The organism is Mesorhizobium sp. M2A.F.Ca.ET.039.01.1.1 (assembly GCF_003998035.1).
Classification (GTDB): domain Bacteria; phylum Pseudomonadota; class Alphaproteobacteria; order Rhizobiales; family Rhizobiaceae; genus Mesorhizobium.
In genome coordinates this window covers 1-2,080 of the sequence record NZ_RZRY01000922.1, presented here as the reverse complement: position 1 = coordinate 2,080, position 2,080 = coordinate 1, and the positions used below count along the sequence as shown (strand labels likewise).

Genomic DNA, 2,080 nt, shown 5'->3' with positions numbered 1-2,080 from the left:
GTCAAAACCGCGGGCGGTTTTCAACCGCATTCGCCAGCAAACTACTTGCCGCCTTTGCCCTTGCTGTTCTGGTGCGAGCGCAGAATCCGGCTCTTGAGCACGTTCGACGATTTGAACGTCATCACCCGGCGCGGCAGGATCGGCACTTCCTCACCGGTCTTGGGATTGCGGCCGATGCGCTCGTTCTTGGAGCGGACGTGGAAGGTGGCAAAAGACGAAAGCTTGACCGTCTCGCCCCGAACGATGGCTTCGCAGATTTCGTCCAGCACGGCTTCGACGAGTTCCGCCGATTCAGTCCGCGACAGGCCAACCTTCCGATAAACGGCTTCAGCAAGGTCGGCACGCGTCAGTGTCTTTCCCCCCATGCGACCGTCCCATCTGCTCGCAGAAAATGTAAATCGATACAGCCAAAGGCAGAGCCTAAGTAATTGATCCGGCAAGGTCAAGGACCGAACCGGCGCGTTCGGCACTTACCAGCGGAGCAACACCGCGCCCCAGGTGAAGCCTCCACCCATCGCCTCGAGAAGCACCAGATCGCCCTTCTTGATGCGGCCGTCGGCGACGGCCACCGCGAGAGCCAGCGGCACCGAGGCAGCCGAGGTGTTACCGTGTAAATCGACGGTGACCACAACTTTCTCCTCGGCTATCCCGAGCTTCCTGGCGGAAGCGTCAATAATCCGTTTATTGGCCTGATGCGGCACGAACCAGTCGAGGTCCTGCGCCGTTATGCCGGCCTCGCCGAAGGTCGCCTCGATGACATCGGTGATCATGCCGACGGCATGCTTGAACACCTCACGGCCTTCCATCCTGAGATGACCGACGGTTCCCGTCGTCGAAGGCCCGCCATCGACGAAGAGCTTGTCCTTATGCGCGCCATCGGAGCGTAGGCTCGCCGCCAGCACGCCGCGGTCGGTGATCGCGCCGTCTTGGGCTTCGAGAACGAGCGCCCCGGCGCCGTCGCCGAACAGCACGCAGGTCGAGCGGTCGTTCCAGTCGAGGATGCGCGAGAACGTCTCCGAGCCGATCACCAGGACACGCTTGGCCAAGCCGCCACGGATATAAAGGTCGGCGGTGGCGACGGCATAGACGAAGCCAGAGCAGACGGCCTGCATGTCGAAGGCAAAGCCGTGATGCATGCCGAGCCTGTTCTGGATCTCGACGGCGGTCGCCGGGAATGTGTTGTTGGGCGTCGAAGTCGCCAGGATGATGAGGTCGATATCGGCTGGCGTCATGCCCGCGCTGTCGAGCGCTGCGCGCGCCGCCGCCTCGCCCAGCGAGGCCGTCGTCTCGTCATCGGCCGCGACATGACGCTGGCGGATGCCTGTGCGCTGGACGATCCACTCGTCGGAGGTCTCGACCATGCCTTCGAAGTCGGCATTCTTCATAATGCGGCGGGGCAGCGCGGCACCATTGCCGCGCACGACTGATCTGATCAAGGTCCGTTCCTATTCCTCGGCGTCGGCGGAGACGCCGGATTTCCTGTTTGCCTGGGCATTGGGATTGCGCGCATGGAACAGATCGAGGTCGGCCTCGATCCGGTCAAGCAGATTATTGCGCACCATGTCGTAGCCGAGCTCGATCGCCGCAGCGAAGCCATCCGAATCGGCGCCACCATGGCTCTTCACCACGATGCCGTTCAAGCCCAGGAAGACGCCGCCATTGGAGCGGCCGACATCCATCTTCTCGCGCAGCCGGTCGAAGGCGCCCTTGGCGAAGACATAGCCGATCTTGGCCATGAGCGTGCGGCTCATGGCGGCGCGAAGATAGCCGGCGATCTGCCTTGCCGTGCCCTCGGCGGTCTTAAGCGCGATATTGCCGGCAAAGCCCTCGGTGACCACCACGTCGACCGTGCCCTTGCCGATGTCGTCGCCTTCGACGAAGCCGCGGTAATTCATCGAGGCCATGTTGGCCTCGCGCAGCATGCGGCCAGCCTCCTTGACCTCTTCCTGGCCCTTGATCTCCTCGACGCCGACATTGAGCAGGCCGACGCTCGGCCGCTCGATGCCGAACACCGAGCGCGCCATGCCGGTGCCCAGAATGGCGAAATCGATCAGCTGATGCGCGTCGGCACCGATGGTGG

General features: G+C 63.1%; 2 protein-coding genes and 1 pseudogene. All 3 read right to left on the bottom strand.

The features are described 5' to 3' along the window. Window positions 1–41 precede the first annotated feature (41 nt). Window positions 42–365 (bottom strand): integration host factor subunit alpha, encoded by a 324-nt coding sequence (locus EOA24_RS35605; RefSeq protein WP_023815657.1) that lies wholly within the window; start codon window positions 363–365, stop codon window positions 42–44. A gap of 105 nt (window positions 366–470) precedes the next feature. Next, window positions 471–1,436 carry a beta-ketoacyl-ACP synthase III gene (locus tag EOA24_RS35600; protein ID WP_126082925.1) on the bottom strand — a complete coding sequence of 322 codons (966 nt, stop codon included), beginning with the start codon at window positions 1,434–1,436 and terminating at the stop codon, window positions 471–473. 9 nt (window positions 1,437–1,445) lie between these two features. Next, window positions 1,446–2,080: pseudogene (locus tag EOA24_RS35595) on the bottom strand (phosphate acyltransferase); the annotation flags it as partial.